This window comes from Dinoroseobacter shibae DFL 12 = DSM 16493, from assembly GCF_000018145.1.
GTDB classification, from domain to species: domain Bacteria; phylum Pseudomonadota; class Alphaproteobacteria; order Rhodobacterales; family Rhodobacteraceae; genus Dinoroseobacter; species Dinoroseobacter shibae.
Window position 1 is genome coordinate 1764079 of the sequence record NC_009952.1, and the last position, 19448, is coordinate 1783526.

Here is a 19448-nt window from a genome sequence, read left to right on the forward strand (position 1 = left end):
TTTAAGCAAAATCCTTGGCAAAACTTTTTGATAAAAGTTTTGCGCGCTACCACCGCCCCGTGGCGCTGACCCACGCAAGCCGCGCGCGCTTGGCGAACTCCGACAAGCCCAGACCGCCCGCTGCCACCAGACCCGGCGCCTCGGTCGCCTGCCGCAAGATCGTCTCCGCCTGCCAGCCCGCAAACAGCGCCGCTCTCGCCGCAACCGGGACCATACCCCGCGCACCGCGGGCCTCCGCCAGCCGCGCCAGGCCGCGCCGCGCCAACTCCGCCACCGCCTCCGCCCGCCCGTCGACCAGCGGGATGCGCCCCCGCGCCTCCAGGTCCGGCACCGCCTGCAGATACCGCGCCAGCGCCGCCGCCCAACCCTGCTCGCGCAGCACAGGCTCAGCCGCCGCCTCGGCACCAAGCGCCCGCCCCGCGGCCCAGACCAGACCGGCGCCGGTTTCCTCCAGATAGGCGTCGAACGCCGCCTGATCCTCGAACGGATCGCGGTAAACCTCCCACCGCCGCGCCGCCACCAGCCGGTCCAGCACCGCCACCGCTTCGGCGTCCAGCACCTCCGCCAGCGGTGTCGCCACCTCGTGGGACCTTACCCTCGCGCCGCTCCGGATCTCCTCCAGAACGTCGCGCCACCATTGCAGCCGCATCTCCGCGATCATCGGCTCTTCGGTCAACCAGGGCGCGCGGCTCACCTCGATGTTGAACGCATAGAGCGGAAACAGCACCCGGCGCGCCGGCACCGGGGCGGCCATGGTCGCGAGAAACCGGTCCGGATCGCCGCGTTCGACCAGCCCCGCGCAGGCCTCCAGGCTCATTCGGCGGCCAGCGCGATGCGGGGCGCACCGTCGCGGATCAGCTTCCACTGGATCGCCTCGACCAACGCCTCGAAGCTTGCATCCACGATGTTGGCCGACACACCAACGGTGGACCAGCGCCGCCCCTGCCCGTCCTCGCTGTCGATCAGAACACGGGTCACCGCCTCGGTGCCGCCATTGGTGATCCGCACCTTGAAATCCACCAGCCGCAGGTCTGCGATATAGGGCGTATAGGGCCCCAGATCCTTGCCGAGCGCCTTGGCCAGCGCGTTCACCGGCCCCCGGTCGCAGCCGGTCTCGTCCATGGACTCCGACACCGACAGCATCTTCTCATCCCCGATCTTCAGGACCACCACCGCCTCCGAGAGGCTGACCATCCGGTCGTACTTGTTCTTGCGCCGCTCCACCGTCACCCTGTAGCGCTTGACCTCGAAGAACTCCGGCAGCCCCTCCAGATGCCGCCGCGCGAGCAGTTCAAACGACGCCTGCGCACTGTCGAAGGAATATCCCATATCCTCCCGCCGCTTTACCTCGTCCAGAAGCGCCCCGAGCCGCATATCCCCCTTCTGTACGGCGATCCCCGCATCGGCCAGACGCTTGCGCAGGTTCGACTGCCCGGCCTGGTTCGACATCGGAATGACCCGCGCATTGCCCACCGCCTCCGGCGGGATATGCTCGTAAGTGCTGGGGTCCTTCAGGATCGCCGAGGCATGCAGGCCCGCCTTGTGCGCAAACGCCGACGCGCCCACATAGGGCGCGCTCTTGGTCGGCACCCGGTTGAGAATATCGTCAAGCGTCCGCGACACCCGCACCAGGTCCCGCAGCGCCGCGGCACTCACCCCGGTCTCGAACCGGCTGGCATAAGGCTCCTTCAACAACAGCGTCGGGATCAGCGTGACCAGATTGGCATTGCCGCACCGCTCGCCCAGCCCGTTCAGCGTGCCCTGCACCTGCCGCGCGCCCGCGTCGATCGCGGCAAGTGCATTGGCCACCGCATTGCCGGTGTCGTTATGGGTGTGAATACCCAACCGGTCCCCAGGCACGCCCGCCGCGATCACCTCCGCCGTAATCCGGCCCACCTCCGCCGGGAGCCGCCCGCCATTTGTGTCGCAGAGCACGACCCAACGCGCCCCGGCCTCCAGCGCGGCCTGCAACGTCTCCACCGCATAGCCCGGGTTCGCGAGATAGCCGTCGAAGAAATGCTCCGCATCAAAAATAGCCTCGCGCCCCTGCGCCACCAGATGCGCAACCGAGCGCGCGATGTTCTCGGTGTTCTCGGCCAGCGAAATCCCAAGCGCACGGGTCACGTGGTACTCATGCGACTTGCCCACAAGGCACACGGCCTGCGTGCCCGCATTCAGCACCGCAGCCAGCACATCGTCATTCTCCGCCGAGAACCCGGCGCGCTTGGTCATGCCGAAGGCCGCAAACCGCGCATGATCAAAGGTCGGCGCAGAAGCAAAAAACTCGCTATCCGTCGGGTTCGCCCCGGGCCAGCCGCCCTCGATAAAGTCGATCCCCAACGCATCCAGCGCCGCCGCGATCTGCTGCTTCTCGGGGGTCGAGAACTGCACGCCCTGGGTCTGCTGCCCGTCGCGCAAGGTGGTGTCGTAGAGGTAGAGGCGTTCGTTCATCTCGCACCCTCTTGCTTCACCTCATCCAATGCGGCTGCTGATAGCACTTCATTGGTTTCACGCGCCTGCTCGAGGATTTTTCGTGGGTGTCTAACATCCAGAACATCAATCGGAACCGCTTTTTCCCCACGCTTCAATTGCTGTATGAACTCACGGATTTCTGCCTCCTGTACATCGCGGACGCTGAACGCCTCTGGGTAGTAGCCTCCTCGCAATAACTTAATTTGCTCCAGTCTATAGCCGAGGACTCTGCCCAATTCATTCAAAAGATCTGCAACTTGGTCTTCGACATCTTGAAAGACCCTTCGCCGAACATCCGGGTCCTCTGATTTCCAGCGACCAACGTCATTGTAAGTTTCCAACAGGGCCGAGAACTTCTTTGAAACTTCCTGTTCTCCGTAGAACTCAATTTCAACCAAGTTAAGAGCTTGTACGCGCTCGATACTGATTGGCGCTTTCCGTGTAGCCATGAGCAAGCGAAAGACATGTAATCTTCTGTTTGTTCGTTCTCTGCGCTCTTGCAAATGGTGTGCAATAAGTACCGCTCCGAGAGGTCCGACAACAATTGCGAAGGTAGTGATCCAGAACTCCAGACTCATTCCACAGCCTCCAACTTCGCCGCATCGAACTCCGGGCCAGGCACCAATTCGACCCCTGCCTTGCTCATCCGCACCTCGACCCCGGCTGCGATCAGCGCCGCTTTCATTCGGTCCACCTGTGTGAAATCCTTAGTGCCAATCGCCGCCTCACGGACCTCTGCGAGCCGGGCTGCCAACTCCGAGAGGTCGACCTGAGGCGAACTGTCCCAGCCCCCCATCTCGTCGCTCAAGAGCCCCATCAGCTGCGCCGACGCCAGCAGCCCGGGCAGGTTCCCGTCCCGATAAAGCTGGTGCAACTCCGCAATCGCGCCCGGCGTGTTCAGATCATCCACCAGCGCCGCCATAACGGACGGGGCCGCGGCAGGCGCGGGACGGGTGCCCGCAACCGCCGCCCGCCATTTCCGCAATACCGCCATCGCCTCGTCCCGCTTCCGCTCCGTCCAATCCATCGGCTTGGAATAATGCGTGCCGAGAAACACGAACCGGATCACCTCCCCGGGCACCCCTTGGTCCAAGAGGTCCCGCACGGTGAAAAAATTGCCCAAGGACTTGGACATCTTCTTGCCCTCTACCTGCAGCATCTCGTTATGCATCCAGACCTTCGCAAAGCCCCCCTCGGGATGGGCGCAGCAGCTCTGCGCAATCTCGTTCTCGTGGTGCGGGAATTGCAGATCATTCCCGCCGCCATGAATGTCGAAACTCTCCCCCAAAAGCTCATGGCTCATGGCCGAGCACTCGATATGCCAGCCCGGCCGCCCGCGGCCCCAGGGGCTGTCCCAGCCCGGCAGCCCCGCCTCCGACGGTTTCCACAGCACGAAATCCATCGGGTCGCGCTTGTAGGGCGCCACCTCCACCCGCGCGCCCGCGATCATGTCGTCCACCGACCGCCCCGACAGCGCGCCATAGGCGCCGTAGCTGCGCACATCGAACAACACATGGCCCTCGGCCACATAGGCATGGCCGCGCGCGATCAGCGTCTCGATCATCGCCACCATCTGCGGGATATACTCGGTTGCCCGCGGCACATGGGTCGGCGGCAACGTCCCCAGCGCCGCCATATCCTCCAAGTACCAGCCCGTGGTCTCGTCGGTGATCTCCCGGATCGAGCGCCCGGTCTCGGCGGCGCGCGCGTTGATCTTGTCGTCCACATCCGTGATGTTGCGCACATAGGTCACATGCTCGGGCCCATAGACCTCGCGCAGCACCCGGAACAGCATGTCGAACACCACCGCCGGGCGCGCATTGCCCAGATGCGCCCGGTCATAAACCGTCGGCCCGCAGACATACATCCGCACGTTGTCGGGGTCGATCGGGGTGAAGACCTCTTTCCGGCGGGTCTTCGTGTTGGTCAGCTTGAGCTCGGTCGCAGTCATCACAGGTCCTTCGCGCGCAGCCCCAAAGGGTCCCCCCGGGCCTTATCAACTCATTCGCACAGTGGAAACAGATGACAACGGCCCGCCGAGAAACTCAGGCGGGGCAAATCGCGCAGATGCAGATATCCCGGGTCATGGCTCCGGTCATAGCCGGTCCCGCGCCCGGTTGCCAAGACGCAAAAAAGGGGCGGGCCCGACCGGACCCGCCCCAAATCGTCACAAGGCCTGCGGTTCAGAACCGGTAAGCCAGGCGCGCCTGCACCGTGGTGGCATCCACATCCACCCCGGAGCCGTCGAAATCGTCGAACTCGTGATAGAGCACTTCGCCCGCAAGGCTCAGGTTCTGGCTCAGCGGGTATTCCACCCCGGCCCCCGCGAACCAACCATCATCGCTGCCCAAGTTGTCGGTGCCCGCCCGCGCATAGCCGCCCGTCGCATAGATCAGGGACGGTCCTGCCTCGAAGCCGGCCCGCAGCTTCAGCCGCAGCACATCCTCCAGGCTCGCGGGCCCAAGGTCGATATCCGCGATGTCGTAATCGATCCCGGCGCCCAGAACGTAGGACCCGAAGTCATAATCGTAGCCCGCGATCAGGCCACCGATCAGACCGTCGCCATCGACGCCGGACGCATTCGTGCCGACGTCACCATACCCGATCTGCGCACCCACATAGCCGCCGGTCCAGTCCCGGCCGGAAACAACCACGGGGGCCGGCGCCATGGGGACCGGCTCCACCACCGGGTCCTCCAGGCTGCCCGCGAGGGACGGTGCCCCGAAAAGCGCCAGCGGAAGGGCCAGTGCGACAACGGGGGAAAACTTACTGCTCTTCATGGTGAACTCCTTGGTCTGAGTGGGCCCTTGCGGCCCTCACCGCTGCGTATGTGGGATTGCGTAGCTGCCGTTAAAGCCCCCGCGCGTTCACATCCGCATGGGTCCGCAGAATCGGCCAAAACCCGCTGGAAAGGGGCGTTTTTCCGGCCAACGAACGGCAACTTCCCGCGGAGTCCCACCAGCCCGATCACAGTGTCTTGAGCCACGCCGCACAGCGCGACACCCGCGCCCTCGCGATCCCCTCTGGACACAGCCGTCCCGGGCGGGCAAGAAAATGAACAAGTGTTCAGAAAGCAGGAGCCCCCATGCAGGTTTCAGATCACGCCATCCTCGTTACCGGCGGCGCCTCGGGCCTCGGCGAGGCCACCGTCCGCCACCTGCGCGCCAAGGGCGCGGCGGTCGCGGTGCTCGACCGGGATGCGACCCGCGGCCACCAGCTCGCCGCCGAAAGCGGCGCGCTCTTTTTCGAAACCGACGTCACCGACGATGTCAGCGCCGAGGCCAGCGTCACCGCCGCCGCCACAGCCCTGGGCCGGATCACCGCCTGCGTGACCTGCGCAGGGGTTGCGACCAGTGCCAAGACCCTCGGCCGCGAAGGCCCTCACGGGCTCGACGCCTTCCAGCGCACCATCGACATCAACCTGGTTGGCACCTTCAACATCGCCCGGCTCGCGGCGGCCGAAATGGCCCGCAACGCACCCGATGCGGACGGCGCGCGCGGGGTGATCGTCACCACGGCCTCCATCGCCGCCTTCGACGGCCAGAAAGGCCAGGCCGCCTATGCCGCCTCCAAGGCCGGGGTGACGGGCCTGTCCCTGCCCATGGCCCGCGATCTGGCGCGCGAGGGCATCCGCGTGATGTCCATCGCCCCGGGCATCTTCCGCACACCGATGCTGATCGGCCTCGGCGAAGAGATCATGGAGGCGCTCGCGGCTGACGTGACCTTCCCCAAACGCCTCGGCGATCCGGTGGAATACGCCCGTCTCGTGGCCTTCATCCTGGAATGCGGCTACCTAAACGGCACGACCATCCGGCTCGACGGTGCGCTGCGCATGCCCTGAGCCCGCGCGCTCAGGCACCCCGCGCGCTGCGCCAGCCCGCGAGATTCAGCCCGGCAAAAAGCAGCGCGGCCACGCAGACGATCGACGGCCCGGCGGGCGTGTCGAACACATAGGCCGCGCGCAACCCGGCCACCGCCGACAGCGCCCCGATGCCCGCCGCGATGGCCGCCATGGCCTCCGGCGTGCGCGCCAGCCCCCGGGCCGCCGCCGCCGGAATGATCAACATCGCCGCAATCAGCAACACGCCCACCACCTTGATCGCCACCGCCACCGTGATCGCCAGCGCCACCGTCAGCACCAGCTGTTCGCGCCGCGGATCGAGCCCGCTGGCATAGGCCAGCTCCTCGTTCAGGGTCGCCGTCAGCAGCGCCGCCCATCGCCACAGGATCAGTCCCACAACCAGGGCCGCGCCACCCCAGATCACCACCAGGTCCATGCGCGACACCGACAGGATATCACCGAACAGATACGCCATCAGGTCGATCCGCACCCCCGACAGGAACGACACCGCCACCAGCCCGAAGGCCAGCGCCGAATGGGCCATCACCCCCAGCAGCGTGTCCATCGCATAGCCCCGCCCGGCCAGGTACGTCACCGTCAGCGCCATGAGCAGCGCCACCAGAACCGCGCCTGCGAAAATCGACATCTGCAGCGCCAGCGACAGCGCCACGCCCAGGATCGCCGCATGGGCGGTGGCATCCCCGAAATAGGCCATCCGCCGCCACACCACGAAACAGCCCAGCGGGGCCGCGGCAAAGGCTACACCGACCCCGGCCAGCGTCGCGCGGGTCATGAAATCGTCCAGCATCATTCCGCCGCCTCGTGACTGTGCGGGTGGTCATGGTCGTGATCGTGGTCATGGTCGTGCCGGTAGAGCGCCAGCGCGCCACCCGTCCCGGTCCCGAACAATGCCCGGTACTCCGGGGCCGAGGCGACCACCGCGGGCGCGCCTTCGCAGCACACATGCCCGTTGAGGCAGATCACCCGGTCCGACGCACTCATCACCACGTGCAACTCGTGGCTGATCATCAGCACGGCACAGCCGGTTTCGCGCCGCACCGTCTCGATCTGGCGATAGAACGCGGCCGAGCCGGGCTGGTCCAGCCCCTGCGTCGCCTCGTCCAGCAACAGCACCTCGGGCCGGTTGATCAGCGCCCGCGCCAGAAGCACCCGCTGGAACTGCCCGCCCGATAGCTGCGACATCTGCCGGCGCAGCAGATCCGGCACGCCCGCGGCCTCCAGCGCCGCCTGGCAGGCGGCTTTCGGCACCTTCTCGGGCAGGCGCATGAACCGCTCCACCGTGATCGGCAGGGTCGGATCGATATGCAGCTTCTGCGGCACATAGCCCAGCCGCAGCCCGGGTTTGAGCCAGATCTCCCCGCGCATCGGTTTCGCGGCACCGATGATCGCGCGCAGCAGGCTGGTCTTGCCCGACCCGTTGGGCCCGACGATGGTGACGATCTCGCCAGGCTCCAGGGTCAGGTCCACATGGCTCAGGACCGTGCGCGCCCCATAGGCCACGCTCAATCCGCGCACGGAAATCAGGCTCATGCGTCAGCCTTTTCGATGCAGGCCGGGCACAGGCCCTCCGCCTCCACCACGGTCTTCTCGATCTGGAACCCTGCCGCCTTCGCCGCCGCCCCCAGCGCCCCGCGCGAGGGCGGCGATTGCGCCTCCGCCACCGCGTCGCACAGCCTGCAGATCATGAAGGCGGGCGAATGCCGCTCGGTCGGATGGGCGCAGGCCACGAAGGCATTGAGCCGCTCGATCTTGTGCACGAACCCGTGCTCGGACAGGAAATCGAGCGCCCGGTACGCCACCGGCGGCTGGGAACCGAACCCCGCCTCCCGCAGAAGATCGAGGATCGCATAGGCCCCAAGTGCCCGATGCTCGCGCAACAGAAGCTCCAGCACCTTGCGCCGCACCGGCGTCAGACGCAGCCCTTCGGCGGCACAACGCGCCTCGGCCGCCGCAAGCGCCTGGCTGACACAGGCACCGTGGTCGTGCTTCTCGAACCCGATCGGGGCCGCATTTTCCGCCGACATGCCCATGTCCTCGCTTGTCATGTTATTATATATCATATATTCCGCTGGTAACGTTATAAGATCACAAGGGGGCACCGATGTCCAGAAACCTGACCACTCTCTGCGTTGCAACCACCCTGCTTGGTGGCACCGCCCTGGCGGATGTGCCGACCGTGGCCACCGACATCGCGCCGGTCCACGCCCTCGTGGCCCGCGTCATGGACGGCGTCGGCACCCCCACCCTGATCCTGCCCCCCGGCGCCTCGCCCCATGAATACAGCCTGCGCCCGTCCGAGGCCGCCGCGTTGCAGGACGCCGACCTCGTGTTCTGGATGGGCGCGGACCTCGCCCCCTGGATGGAAGACGCCGTCGCGACCCTCGCCACCAACGCCCGTGTCACGACCCTGCTGGACGCCGAAGAGACCACCCTGCTGCCCTTCCGCGAGGGCGCCCTGTTCGAAGCCCACGATCATGATCATGGCGACGAGGAGCATGACCACGCGAGCCATGACCATGACCATGACCATGACCACGCGGAACATGATAACGCGCACGACCACGACCATGATCACACGCACGACTCTTCGGAAAAGGCCGCCAGCCACGATCACGCCCATGACGATCACGACCACGAAACCCACGCCGGCCACGACCACGGCGAACACGACCCCCATGCCTGGCTCTCGCCGCAGAACGCCGCGGCCTGGCTGACCCTGATCGCCACACAACTCTCCACCGCCGACCCGGACAACGCCGCGACCTACTTCACCAACGCCACCGAGGGCCGCACCGAACTCGACGCCCTCTCGGCAGAGGTGGCAGAGATCCTCGCCCCCGCCCGCGGCGGCAGCTTCATCGTCTTCCACGACGCCTACCAGTATTTCGAAACCGCCTTCGACTTCCCCGCCTCCGGAGCGATCTCGCTCAGCGACGCTACCGATCCCAGCCCCGCCCGCATCGCCGAGATCCGCGACCGGGTCCGGGACGAGGGGATTACCTGCGTGCTGGCCGAGCCGCAATTCAACGCCGGGCTGGTGGACACCGTGCTCGACGGCACCGAGGCCAGAACCGGCGTGATCGACCCGATCGGGATCGACCTCACGCCCGGCCCCGACCTCTATCCGCAGCTGATCCGCAACATGGCCACGACGCTCGCGGGCTGCCTCTGATCCGACCCACCGCAGGGACTGCACACCCATGACCCGCAATCTCGGCCAGACCCACCTGCGCTGCCGCCGGCGGCGCGGGGATCCCATGGGCGACTATGACCGCCTGCCTGCGCATCTGCGCGCCTGGCTGGCGGGGGCCGCCCTGCCCTGGCGGCCCCGCTCGGTCCGCCGTGCCTATGCCAAGGCGCTGGCCCGCACCGGCGATCCGGACACGGCCTTGGCCGAACTGGACCGCCTGCAAGCCGTCCGCCTGGCCCAGGCCTCAACCGCCCCGGCTTCATCTGTGCAAAAATACTCCGGGGGAGTCGGGCATGCGACGGGGGCAGCGCCCCCTATTCCGGCTCGAAATTCAGCGCCACACCATTGATGCAATACCGCAATCCCGTGGGCTGCGGCCCGTCCGGAAAGACATGGCCGAGATGGGCGTCGCAGCGATTGCAATGCACCTCCGTGCGGGTCATGAACCAGCTCTTGTCCACGCTCTCGCCCACCATCTCCTCGTCCAGCGGCTGAAAGAACGACGGCCATCCCGTGCCGCTCTCGAACTTGTGGGCCTGGTCGAACAGCGGCGCATCGCAGCACACGCAGCGATAGGTGCCGGGGTCCTTGGGGAAATCCTCGTGGGTGCCCGCCCGCTCCGTGCCATGCTTGCGCGTCACCTTGTAGGCCAGATCGCTCAGCTGCGCCTTCCACTCTTCTTCGGATTTGACGACTTTTTCCATTTCGGTCTCCTGTGCCTGTCCGGGACCCGACCCCGCGTCTCGGCGGGGCACGAACATCATTGAAGGTCACGCCCATAGATATACTGTGCAGCCCAAGCGCCAAGACCCCGGAGGTGACGATGCCGCGATTGACCAAGGGCCGCTACGCCGCGCGCCTGGCCGAGAGCCCGGCCGACATCGCCGCCTGCCAGCGCCTGCGCGGGCTTGCCTTCCACGGCCCCGACGCGCCGCCGGACGCCGATGCCTTCGACGCGGCCTGCCTGCATGTGATGGTCACCGACACCGGCGACGGGGCGCTGGTGGGTTGTTTCCGCCTGCTGCCGCTGGCCACCGGAGCCGAGATCGCGCGCAGCTATTCCGCGCAGTTCTACGAGCTCTCCGCGCTCCGCGAGTTCGACAAACCGATGGTGGAGCTGGGCCGCTTTTGCCTGCATCCCGACCGCCACGACCCGGACATCCTGCGCGTGGCCTGGGGCGCGATGACCGCCTATGTGGACGCCCATGGGGTCGGCATGCTCTTCGGCTGCTCGTCCTTCCAGGGCACCGATGGCGAGCTTTACCGCGACGCCTTCGCCCTGCTCACCGAACGCCACCTGGCCCCCTCGCGCTGGCTGCCGCGGGTGAAATCGCCCCGGGTGTTTCCCTTCGCCCAGGGCCTGGCCCGGGTGAAGCCGGACTTCAAGCGAGCGATGCGGGCCATGCCGCCGCTATTGCGGACCTACCTGCTCATGGGCGGCTGGGTCAGCGATCACGCCGTGGTCGACCGCGAGATGAACACCCTTCATGTCTTCACCGGGCTGGAGATCGGCGCCATCCCCCCCGCCCGCGCACGCCTCTTGCGCGCTACCGCGGCCGCTTAGGCGCCCATGCTGGGCTTTCTTCTGAAATCCCTCTTCTACGCAGGAAAGTCCGCGATAGACACACCCGAGCGGAAAGGCGCGCGCGGCGAACGCAAGGTGGCGGGCGCGCTTGCCCATGGGCTCGCGGCATCGGGCTACAAGACCCTGTCGAATCTGATTCTGCCCCTGGGCGACGCCACCACCCAGATAGACCATGTCGTCCTGTCACGCTTCGGGATATTCGTCATCGAAACCAAGAACATGTCCGGCTGGATCTTCGGAAGCGCCGAGCAAGCCAGATGGACCCAGGTTCACAAACGCAGCAGACGGAGCTTCCAGAACCCGCTGCGCCAGAACCATGCCCATGTCCTCGCCGTTCAGGGCGCGTTGGGCATCTCATCGGACCGCGTGCACAACCTCGTCGTCTTCACCGGAGAGGCGCAGCCAAAGACGCCCATGCCGGACACGGTCTGCTGGGGGCTGAGGGCGCTCGGCAAACAGATCCGGCGCTTCCAGACCCCGGTCCTGTCCGAAGCCGAAGTCGATCGACACCATGACACACTCCGGCGTCTCGACAGGGGGGACGAGGCAAGAGACGCGCATATCGCCGCGAACAGGGCGCGCCACGCAACCCTCAAGACCGGGCCACGAGGGACCCGGCCCCCCGAGACGGGCGCAGCCGATACACCCTGCGCCTGCCCGCGCTGCGGCGCGGACATGGTCCAGCGCACCGCGCGCAAAACCGGAACCGCCTTCTGGGGGTGCCGGAGCTATCCCAAATGCCGCGGGACGCGCCCGATCCGGTGACACCTTCCAAGAGCCATGCGCGCACGAGGTTGAGTTGCGGAACCGCGTCGCTCTTTCTGGCGTTCCCGCGCCCGGACAAAAACCCTCTGTCACTGTACAGTTTGGCGGCGACGTTACTCGCCCGGTCCCACCGACCTGCCCCCGATCTTGCCAAGCCCCGGCGTTTCACGACACACTGACCCGGGGAAGGGACGAGACGATGTGTTGGAGCGCATCTGCCTCCGTGGCCATGGTCGCCATCGGCGGTGCCGCGGTCGCCGCCACCGCCCTGCGGGGTGAGCCGAAGGCGATCTGGATCACGGTCGGGTTTTTCACGGTGATGGAGGGGCTGCAGGCCGCATCAGGCAGACACACCGCCCTCGCACCGCGGACAGGCGCGCTCAGCCTGCGGCCGGCGCGGGCTCTGCGGCGTCGTCCGGACCCGGGTCGTCGCGCCCCGGACCGCGCCCGGTGGAGGTCTGCCGCGCCAAGGGCAGCCCATCGACCGCCGCCGGCAACGATTTCGGCGCCATGTAGAGATGCATGTCGGTCTGCGGGAACGGGATCGAGATGTCCTTGGCATCGAACGCCTCTTTCACCGCGCGCTGCAGGTCCCAATAAACCGCCCAGTAATCGGTGGTTTTGGTCCAGGGCCGCACGATGAAGTTCACGGCACTGTCGGCCAGTTCGTTCACGCGGATCACCGGGGCGGGATCCTTCAACACCAGGGGATGGCCCGAAACCACCTCCTCCAGAACGGCCTGGGCCTCCTGGATCGAATCGCCATAGCCGATGCCGAACACCATATCGACCCGGCGAGTATCGGACGCCGTGACGTTGGTGATGACATCGCCCCAGACCTTGGAGTTCGGGATCACGATGATCTGGTTGTCCGGCGTCACGATCTGGGTCGAGACGATAGAGACGTTCTTCACCGTCCCGCCAAGACCCGCGACATCGACATAATCCCCCTCATCGAAGGGACGGTTGATCATGATCATCACGCCCGCCGCCAGGTTGCTCAGGGTCTCCTGCATGGCAAAGGCCAGGATGAAGGCACCACCGCCGAACAGCGCGAAGAGCGGCGTGATGTCCACACCCAGCGAAGACAGGACCACCATCAACCCCACCGCAATGGTCAGCCAATAGACAATCGTCGCCAGGAACGCCTGCAACAGCTTGGACAAGTTCGGTAACTTCCCGAACATCCGCCGGGCATACCCCCGCACGATCCGGGCCACGAGCAGCAGCGCGAATATCGCGCCGCCGATCACCGCGATGCGGATCGCCAATTGCACGCCGCCATCGCGCGCAACCGCCCAGCTCAACGCGCCTTCGGCCAGCGTCCGCCAATCCGCCTCCTGCTTTTCCTGAACGACGATGGAGGATCGATAGGCCCGGTAGGTTTCCACCGTCGCCGGGTCCCCGCCCTTGCGCGCCAGATTGCTCACGACTTCCGAGAAGCGATCGAACCCGGCATTGCGTGTCTCCGTCAACGCGACAACGCGGGCCCGGGCGGCCTCCTGCTCCTGCGTCGGCAGACGCTCCAGCGCAAGCGATTCATCGACCACCGCCTGGGTTTGTCCGGCCACGATCCCCTGCCACGCAGCGGCAAGCTCCGTAAGCTGATCGACCGTCAGCGGCAGCAGCCGCAGGCGCAGCTCCTCGATTTCGAGTGTCGGATCGTCGAGACCCGCAGGATAGGCCGGCGCGTTGTCCTCGGGCGGCGCGGCCTCGGCATCCTCTTGTGCCGACACCTCGGCCGGGGCGGGGTCGGCGGACTGGGCGAACGCCCCGCCGACCGACACCACGACCAGAACGGCCAGCGCAAGCATCATGCAGCCAAAGCGTTTCCGAAAACTCATAATCCTGACGCGCGCGGCCATGGCACCTACCCCCTCACTTTTCCGCGGCCCAGCTACACGCACACCGGTGGGGAGACAACCCAACACGCCCCGCAACACCTGCAGAACGCTCCAATCCTGCCTCCTCCCGGCAAAAACCGCCATGCGGCGCCCAACCGCCCTCCCCGCCCCCGACGAAAAGCGCGCCGAGACCGGCAAAGAAAAAAGCGCCCCCGGGCCGGAGGCGCTTTCAAAGTCTCGGCAAAGCCGGCTCAGGCGTTGGCTTCGCGGATCTTGTCGGCGGCTTCCTTGTTGTAGGACACCGCGTTGGTCTCGAACATCTGGTCCAGTTCGCCCGACAGGGTCATCTCGGTGATGATATCGCAGCCGCCGACGAACTCGCCCTTGACGTAAAGCTGCGGGATGGTCGGCCAGTCGGAATAGTCCTTGATCCCCTGCCGGATTTCCTCGTCCGCCAGCACGTTCACATCCGTGTATTCGACCCCCATGAAATTCAGAACCCCGGCCACCCGGCTCGAGAATCCGCATTGCGGCATTGTCTTGGTGCCCTTCATGAACAGAACAACATCGTTCTTGGTCACGGTCTCCTTGATACGCTCGTTTGCGTCACTCATGGTCTTTTCCTTTGGCATGATGAGGCACGAAGGATCGTGCATATTCCTGCGGGTCCTTCGGGACCCGGATTATGGAAGAGTGGCCGCCGCCCGGCCCGCCGGAGTGGTAATTCGCCTCGATCTCGGTATAGCCCTCGCCGGGGGCGGTGCCCCGCTCCTGCGGGAACCGCTTTTCGTACCATACCACCCAGACCGCACGCGCCAGAAGCACCGCAAGCAGCGCCCCCGAGAGCAGCACGATGGGCGTGGTCCAGGCCATCAGGGCGCCTTCGTGGTCAGCGCCAGCGCGTGCAACTCGCCCGCGGGCCCGTCCATCTTGCCCTTGAGCGCCGCATAGACCGCGCGCTGCTGCTGCACCCGGTTCTTGCCGCGAAAGCTCTCGTCGACGACCATCGCGGACATGTGCACCCCGTCATCCCCTTCGACGACGATCTGGGCGTTGGGGAAACTCTCGCGCAGAAGCGCTTCGATTTCATCGGCCTGCATCGGCATGGGCGAATTCCTGATTATTCCGTATGGGTATAGTAAGCCTCCCGCCCCGGTGCTGCAAGCCGCTCAAGGGCGCGACATGGGTGCCCCGGCGCAGGGCCTCAGCCCAGTTGCGCGGCAAAGGCACCACGATAGAGCGTGCTCAACTCCGCAAGCGGCGCGCTGCTGGCGCCGAGGCTCACCTGCTCGCCGCCGAACCGGCCGACGCTGGCCACGGGCACGCCCGCCCGCCCCGCCGCGACCATGATCGCCTCGGCCGCATCGAACCCGCAGGCCACGATGTAACGCCCCTGGTCCTCCCCGAACAGCTGCGCCATGTCCGCCTCGTCCAGGCTGACGCCGAGCCCGGCCGCCTCCGCCATCTCGAACGCCGCGAGCGCCAGCCCGCCATCCGACAGGTCCGTACAGGCCCCGATCCACTCCCGCACCTCGAGAATCAGCTCGCCCGCCGCGCGCTCGGCGTCCAGGTCCACAGGCGGCGCATCGCCCTCCTCGCGGTTGAACACCTCGGCCAGCAGCGCCGATTGGCCCAGATGCCCCTCGCCCGCCCCGATCAGCAGCAAAATATCCCCCGCCCGGGGCTGGCCCATGATGGCCTCGTCCACATGGTCGATGAGCCCCACCGCCCCGATGGTGGGCGTCGGCAGGATGCCCTGACCGTCGGTTTCGTTATACAGGCTGACATTGCCCGACACGATCGGCATGTCGAGCGCCGCGCAGGCCTCCCCGATCCCCTGCAACGCGCCGACGAACTGGCCCATGATCTCGGGTTTTTCGGGGTTGCCGAAATTCAGGTTGTCGGTGGTCGCAAGCGGACGCGCCCCCACCGCGATCAAGTTGCGATAGGCCTCCGCCACCGCCTGCCGCCCGCCCTGCACCGGGTTCGCCCGCACGTAGCGCGGGGTCACATCGCTGGTGAAGGCCAACGCCTTGTCGGTCCCGTGCACCCGCACGATCCCCGCGCCAAGACCGGGCGTGCGCAGCGTGTCGGCCATGACCTGTGTGTCGTACTGCTCCCAGACCCAGTGCTTGCGCGCATAGTTGGGGCTGGCCAGCAGCGCCTTGAGCCCGTCGATCGGGTCCACCGCGGGCACCGGGTCGAGCGGCGCGGCCTCGGGCGTCGGCACCCAGGGCCGGTCGTATTCCGGCGCGCTCGATGCAAGTTTCGACAGGGGCAGGTCCGCCTTGGTCTCGCCGTGATGCACGATCAGGAACCGGTCCTCGGCAATCGTCTCGCCCACGATGGCGAAATCCAGGTCCCACTTGTCGAACACCGCCTTGGCCTCGGCCTCCAACGCCGGGTTCAGCACCATGAGCATGCGCTCCTGGCTCTCCGACAGCATCATCTCGTAGGCGGTCATGGCGGTCTCGCGCACCGGCACCTTCTCAAGGTCCAGCCGTATGCCGAGCCCGCCCTTGTCGCCCATCTCCACCGCCGAACAGGTCAGCCCCGCCGCCCCCATGTCCTGGATCGAGATCACCGCCCCCGTGGCCATCAGCTCCAGGCAAGCCTCCATCAGCCGCTTTTCCGTGAACGGGTCGCCCACCTGCACCGTGGGGCGCTTCTCCTCGATGGTGTCGTCGAACTCCGCACTGGCCATGGTGGCCCCACCGACCCCGTCGCGTCCCGTCTTGGCGCCAAGATAGACCACCGGCATCCCCACGCCGGAGGCCGCCGAGTAGAAGATCTTGTCCGCGTCCGCGAGCCCCGCGGCAAAGGCGTTGACCAGGCAGTTGCCGTTATAGGCCGGATGAAACCGCACCTCGCCGCCCACCGTGGGCACGCCGAAACAGTTGCCATACCCGCCGATCCCCTCGACCACGCCCGCGACCAGCGACCGGGTCTTGGGGTGCGACACCTCGCCGAAACTCAGGGCGTTCATCGCCGCGATGGGCCGCGCGCCCATGGTGAACACATCGCGCAGGATGCCGCCCACGCCCGTGGCCGCCCCCTGATAGGGCTCGATATAGGAAGGGTGATTGTGGCTCTCCATCTTGAAGACCACCGCCTGGCCGTCGCCGATATCGACCACACCCGCGTTCTCGCCCGGTCCACAAATGACCTGAGGCCCCTCGGTCGGCAGCTTGCGCAGATGGATCTTGGAGGATTTGTAGGAACAATGCTCGTTCCACATGGCCGAGAAAATGCCCAGCTCGGTGAAGCTCGGCTCGCGCCCGATGATCTCCAGGATACGCGCGTATTCTTCGGGCTTCAGCCCGTGGGCGGCGATCAGGTCGGGCGTGATGGCAGGCTCGGTGATGGATGCGGGCATGGATGCGGGGTCCTCTGGCGTCTGTTGGCGCGTATCTACGCCAAGCCCCGGACGGGGAAAAGATGCGAAACGGCGACACCCGGCGTCCAAGCGGTTTCGAAACCGCTTGGAATGCGCCCGGATGGCCACCCAAGGGGCACAAAGCGCAGCGTTCGGCTTGCCGCAACATCCCCACCGCGCGCCCGGGTCGCGCCGGGTCCAAGCGGTTTCGAAACCGCTTGCCGCACCCCGCCTCGAATAGGGCGCCAGCGGCGATCTGGCGCCGTGAGTATTTTTGCAAAGATGAAGCCTGCAGCACGCGTCTCCCCCTCCGTCGCCATTGACCCCGCGCCGTTGTCCCCATACCTGCTTGCCCATGGCACGCCCCCCTCTCCTTCAGCTTTCCGATATCCGCCTCGGCTATGGCGGTGACCCGGTGTTCGCCGGGCTCGACCTGGTGATCCAGCCCGGCGACCGCGTGGCGCTCGTGGGCCGCAACGGCTCGGGCAAATCCACCCTGATGAAGGTCATGGCCGGCCTGGTGGAGCCCGACACAGGCCAGGTCATCGCCGCCCCCGGTACCTCCATCGGCTATATGGAGCAGGACCCGGACCTGTCGGGCTTCCCCACCCTGGGCGATTTCGCCCGCGCCGCGCTGGATCCGTCCGAAAGCTGGCGCATCGACATGGCCGCCGAGGGGCTGAAGCTCGACCTCGATATCGCCACCGACGCCGCCTCCGGGGGCGAACGCCGCCGCGCCGCCCTCGCGCGCCTGCTGGCCGAGGCCCCGCACCTGATGCTGCTCGACGAGCCGACCAACCATCTCGACATCGAGGCCATTTCCTGGCTCGAAGACCACCTCACCAGCACCCGGGCGGCCTTCGTGCTGATCTCCCATGACCGGGCGTTCCTGAGCGCGCTGACCCGCGCCACCCTTTGGATCGACCGCGGCATGGTGCGCCGGCAGGAGCGTGGCTTTAGCGATTTCGAGGCCTGGCGCGACAAGACCTGGGAGGAAGAGGACCTCGCCCGCCACAAGCTCGACCGCAAGATCAAGGCCGAGGCCCGTTGGGCGGTCGAGGGCATCTCCGCCCGGCGCAAGCGCAACCAGGGCCGGGTCCGTGCGCTCGGCGAGCTGCGCCAGCAGCGCGCCGACATGATCCGCCGCCAGGGGACCGCCGACATGGCGCTGGAGGCGGGCAGATCCTCCGGCAAGCGCGTGATCGAGGCGCGCGGCATCACCAAGTCCTTCGGCGACCGCACCATCCTACGCCCCTTCGATCTGCGCGTGCTGCGCGGCGACCGGATCGCCTTTGTCGGACCCAACGGCGCGGGCAAGACCACGCTGCTGAAGATGCTCACGGGGGAAATCGCGCCGGACGACGGCACCGTCACCCTGGGCACCAATCTCGAGATCGCCGTCTTCGACCAGCGCCGTGAGGGGCTCGACCCCGACGCCTCGCTCTGGGAGAACCTGACCGGCGACCCGGAAATGCGCGTGTCGGGCCAGGCCGACCAGGTCATGGTCCGCGGCACGCCGCGCCACGTGGTGGGCTATCTCAAGGATTTCCTGTTCACCGATGACCAGGCCCGCTCCCCCGTCCGGGCGCTGTCGGGCGGCGAGCGTGCGCGGCTCTTGCTGGCGCGGATCATGGCGCGGGAAAGCAACCTGCTGGTGCTGGACGAGCCGACCAACGATCTCGACATCGAAACCCTCGACCTGCTGCAGGAAATCCTGTCGGACTACCCCGGCACGGTGCTTCTGGTGAGCCACGACCGGGATTTTCTCGACCGGGTCGCCACCACCACCATCGCGATGGAAGGCGATGGGCGCGCCACGGCTTATGCGGGCGGCTGGTCCGACTACCGCAGCCAGCGCGCAGCGGGGGGTGGCACATCGGCACCTCCGCCCAAATCCGCTGGAAAACCCGGCCCCAAGAGCCCAACCTCAAATTCTGATTCAATCCGAAAATCAAATGCTTCCGGCCTGTCCTTCACCCAACGCCACAGGCTCGACGCCCTGCCCGGCGAGATCGACCGCCTGACCGCCGAGATCGCCAAGCTCGAAGAGTTCCTTGCCACACCGGACCTTTACACGCGCGAGCCTGCGAAGTTCAAAAAGGCCACCGAGGCGCTGGTCGACCGCCAGACCACCCTGGCCGCGGCCGAAGAAGAATGGCTCGACCTGGAATCACGCGCCGAGGCCGAGACCACCCGTTAACCTATTCAGGAACTTGAATGTTTCGCATGCGAAACAAATCTCTGGAAGCCCTTGATCCTCCACAGTTCCGCGAAAAAATTTGTCGGCGCGAAACACCCCCTCGGACAACGCGCCGTTAACCCCTGCCCCCCTTGCCGCCGCCCGGCAGCTTGCT

Annotated in this window: 20 protein-coding genes; 6 read left to right on the forward strand and 14 right to left on the reverse strand. The window is 66.5% G+C overall.

Going from position 1 to position 19448, the window contains the following annotated elements; translation table 11 throughout:
* Positions 1 to 46: 46 nt before the first annotated feature.
* The 5 genes from DSHI_RS08630 to DSHI_RS08645 form a co-directional block, all read right to left on the reverse strand.
* Entirely contained in the window at positions 47 to 817 is a 771-nt protein-coding gene (locus DSHI_RS08630) for a squalene/phytoene synthase family protein (protein ID WP_012178367.1), read from the reverse strand.
* Positions 814 to 2451 carry a citramalate synthase gene (cimA, locus tag DSHI_RS08635; protein WP_012178368.1) on the reverse strand — a complete coding sequence of 546 codons (1638 nt, stop codon included), beginning with the start codon at positions 2449 to 2451 and terminating at the stop codon, positions 814 to 816. Before cimA ends, DSHI_RS08630 begins: the two co-directional genes overlap by 4 nt.
* Positions 2448 to 3050 carry a DUF6680 family protein gene (locus DSHI_RS22270; protein WP_157865296.1) on the reverse strand — a complete coding sequence of 201 codons (603 nt, stop codon included), beginning with the start codon at positions 3048 to 3050 and terminating at the stop codon, positions 2448 to 2450. The genes cimA and DSHI_RS22270 overlap by 4 nt, the downstream gene beginning before the upstream one ends.
* Positions 3047 to 4423, reverse strand: a complete 1377-nt coding sequence (gene cysS / locus DSHI_RS08640; RefSeq protein WP_012178370.1) for a cysteine--tRNA ligase — start codon at positions 4421 to 4423, stop codon at positions 3047 to 3049. The genes DSHI_RS22270 and cysS overlap by 4 nt, the downstream gene beginning before the upstream one ends.
* Before the next feature lie 232 nt (positions 4424 to 4655).
* Positions 4656 to 5252, reverse strand: coding sequence for an outer membrane protein (locus DSHI_RS08645; RefSeq protein WP_012178371.1), 597 nt, complete (start codon positions 5250 to 5252; stop codon positions 4656 to 4658).
* 305 nt (positions 5253 to 5557) lie between these two features.
* Here DSHI_RS08645 and DSHI_RS08650 point away from each other — a divergent pair, with 305 nt between their 5' ends.
* The gene (locus DSHI_RS08650) at positions 5558 to 6313 is read left to right on the forward strand and encodes an SDR family NAD(P)-dependent oxidoreductase (RefSeq protein ID WP_012178372.1); all 756 of its coding nucleotides are present in this window, start codon (positions 5558 to 5560) and stop codon (positions 6311 to 6313) included.
* 10 nt (positions 6314 to 6323) lie between these two features.
* Here the strand turns inward: DSHI_RS08650 and DSHI_RS08655 are convergent, their stop codons facing one another.
* From DSHI_RS08655 to DSHI_RS08665, 3 genes are read right to left on the reverse strand one after another with little or no spacing between them, the layout of a single operon-like run.
* Positions 6324 to 7121: a metal ABC transporter permease gene (locus DSHI_RS08655; protein ID WP_044028565.1), complete on the reverse strand. Its 798-nt coding sequence runs from the start codon at positions 7119 to 7121 to the stop codon at positions 6324 to 6326.
* Positions 7121 to 7864 (reverse strand): ATP-binding cassette domain-containing protein, encoded by a 744-nt coding sequence (locus tag DSHI_RS08660; protein WP_012178374.1) that lies wholly within the window; start codon positions 7862 to 7864, stop codon positions 7121 to 7123. The genes DSHI_RS08655 and DSHI_RS08660 overlap by 1 nt, the downstream gene beginning before the upstream one ends.
* Positions 7861 to 8379: a transcriptional repressor gene (locus tag DSHI_RS08665; RefSeq protein ID WP_044027700.1), complete on the reverse strand. Its 519-nt coding sequence runs from the start codon at positions 8377 to 8379 to the stop codon at positions 7861 to 7863. The genes DSHI_RS08660 and DSHI_RS08665 overlap by 4 nt, the downstream gene beginning before the upstream one ends.
* 56 nt (positions 8380 to 8435) lie before the next feature.
* On the opposite strand from DSHI_RS08665, the gene DSHI_RS08670 reads away from it, so the two are divergent.
* Both DSHI_RS08670 and DSHI_RS21690 read left to right on the forward strand, forming a co-directional pair.
* A complete protein-coding gene (locus DSHI_RS08670) occupies positions 8436 to 9506 on the forward strand; it encodes a zinc ABC transporter substrate-binding protein (RefSeq protein ID WP_012178376.1) in 1071 nt (356 codons plus the stop codon).
* Between the two features lie 28 nt (positions 9507 to 9534).
* On the forward strand, positions 9535 to 9873 hold the full coding sequence (locus tag DSHI_RS21690; protein ID WP_012178377.1) for a DUF6525 family protein: 339 nt from the start codon (positions 9535 to 9537) through the stop codon (positions 9871 to 9873).
* Here DSHI_RS21690 and msrB read toward each other — a convergent pair.
* The gene (gene msrB / locus DSHI_RS08675) at positions 9839 to 10228 is read right to left on the reverse strand and encodes a peptide-methionine (R)-S-oxide reductase MsrB (RefSeq protein ID WP_044027701.1); all 390 of its coding nucleotides are present in this window, start codon (positions 10226 to 10228) and stop codon (positions 9839 to 9841) included. The genes DSHI_RS21690 and msrB overlap by 35 nt on opposite strands.
* Before the next feature lie 119 nt (positions 10229 to 10347).
* Between msrB and DSHI_RS08680 the strand changes: the two genes are divergently transcribed.
* Positions 10348 to 11088 (forward strand): GNAT family N-acetyltransferase, encoded by a 741-nt coding sequence (locus DSHI_RS08680; protein WP_044028566.1) that lies wholly within the window; start codon positions 10348 to 10350, stop codon positions 11086 to 11088.
* A 6-nt stretch (positions 11089 to 11094) separates the two neighbouring features.
* Positions 11095 to 11874 (forward strand): nuclease-related domain-containing protein, encoded by a 780-nt coding sequence (locus DSHI_RS22760; protein WP_012178380.1) that lies wholly within the window; start codon positions 11095 to 11097, stop codon positions 11872 to 11874.
* Positions 11875 to 12254: 380 nt separating this feature from the next.
* Here DSHI_RS22760 and DSHI_RS08695 read toward each other — a convergent pair whose 3' ends face one another.
* The 5 genes from DSHI_RS08695 to purL form a co-directional block, all read right to left on the reverse strand.
* A complete protein-coding gene (locus DSHI_RS08695; protein WP_012178381.1) occupies positions 12255 to 13739 on the reverse strand; it encodes a mechanosensitive ion channel family protein in 1485 nt (494 codons plus the stop codon).
* A gap of 230 nt (positions 13740 to 13969) precedes the next feature.
* On the reverse strand, positions 13970 to 14332 hold the full coding sequence (grxD, locus tag DSHI_RS08700) for a Grx4 family monothiol glutaredoxin (RefSeq protein WP_012178382.1): 363 nt from the start codon (positions 14330 to 14332) through the stop codon (positions 13970 to 13972).
* Complete coding sequence (locus DSHI_RS08705) at positions 14325 to 14591, reverse strand: hypothetical protein (protein WP_012178383.1); 267 nt, start codon at positions 14589 to 14591, stop codon at positions 14325 to 14327. Before DSHI_RS08705 ends, grxD begins: the two co-directional genes overlap by 8 nt.
* The gene (locus DSHI_RS08710) at positions 14591 to 14824 is read right to left on the reverse strand and encodes a BolA/IbaG family iron-sulfur metabolism protein (RefSeq protein ID WP_012178384.1); all 234 of its coding nucleotides are present in this window, start codon (positions 14822 to 14824) and stop codon (positions 14591 to 14593) included. The genes DSHI_RS08705 and DSHI_RS08710 overlap by 1 nt, the downstream gene beginning before the upstream one ends.
* Positions 14825 to 14922: 98 nt before the next feature.
* Positions 14923 to 17082, reverse strand: a complete 2160-nt coding sequence (purL, locus tag DSHI_RS08715) for a phosphoribosylformylglycinamidine synthase subunit PurL (protein WP_044028570.1) — start codon at positions 17080 to 17082, stop codon at positions 14923 to 14925.
* A gap of 367 nt (positions 17083 to 17449) precedes the next feature.
* Here purL and DSHI_RS08720 point away from each other — a divergent pair, with 367 nt between their 5' ends.
* Positions 17450 to 19294 (forward strand): ABC-F family ATP-binding cassette domain-containing protein, encoded by a 1845-nt coding sequence (locus DSHI_RS08720; RefSeq protein ID WP_012178386.1) that lies wholly within the window; start codon positions 17450 to 17452, stop codon positions 19292 to 19294.
* Positions 19295 to 19448: the final 154 nt, after the last annotated feature.